1 pseudogene is annotated in these 511 nt (G+C 70.6%); it reads left to right on the forward strand.

Annotated features, from left to right (window positions below):
* Window positions 1-511: pseudogene (locus tag DBR12_RS22740) on the forward strand (DUF490 domain-containing protein); the annotation flags it as partial.

Here is a 511-nt window from a genome sequence, read left to right on the forward strand (position 1 = left end):
ACTGACCGCCCGCTGGAAGGGCGGCTGGCAAACGCTGGCCCGCCAGCTGGAGTTAGCCACTGCCAACCTCTCCAGCCCTGACACCCGCCGCACGGGCAGCACACCACCATCAGACAAGACCCCCTTTGAGCTGCAAGCCACACTGTCTGCCCCTCAGCTGGACCTGTCCCTGCCCGCAGGCAACGGGGGAGGCGGCGCCACCGCCGTGCAACTGCGCGCTGTCAACGCCGACCTCTCCGGCACCCTATCGCAGGCCACGCTGGCGCTGGACGGCGAAGCCCGCCTGAACGCATCGCGGCCTCCACAGATGCAACGGCTGGCCCTGCAAACCCGCGCTGTTGGCGGGCTGGGCACATCCACGCAAGGCGTGCAGATGCAGATCAGCGCACTGCGGCTGGTGGCGCAAGACGCCGCTCACCCCGGCCCCTGGGCACTGCAACTGGCCGAACCCCTGTCCATCACCGCGCGCGCCACCCCCGGCCCCGGTGCGTTGGCAGCGGCGGGCTACACC

Source organism: Acidovorax sp. HMWF029, from assembly GCF_003060895.1.
Classification (GTDB): Bacteria; Pseudomonadota; Gammaproteobacteria; order Burkholderiales; family Burkholderiaceae_C; genus Acidovorax.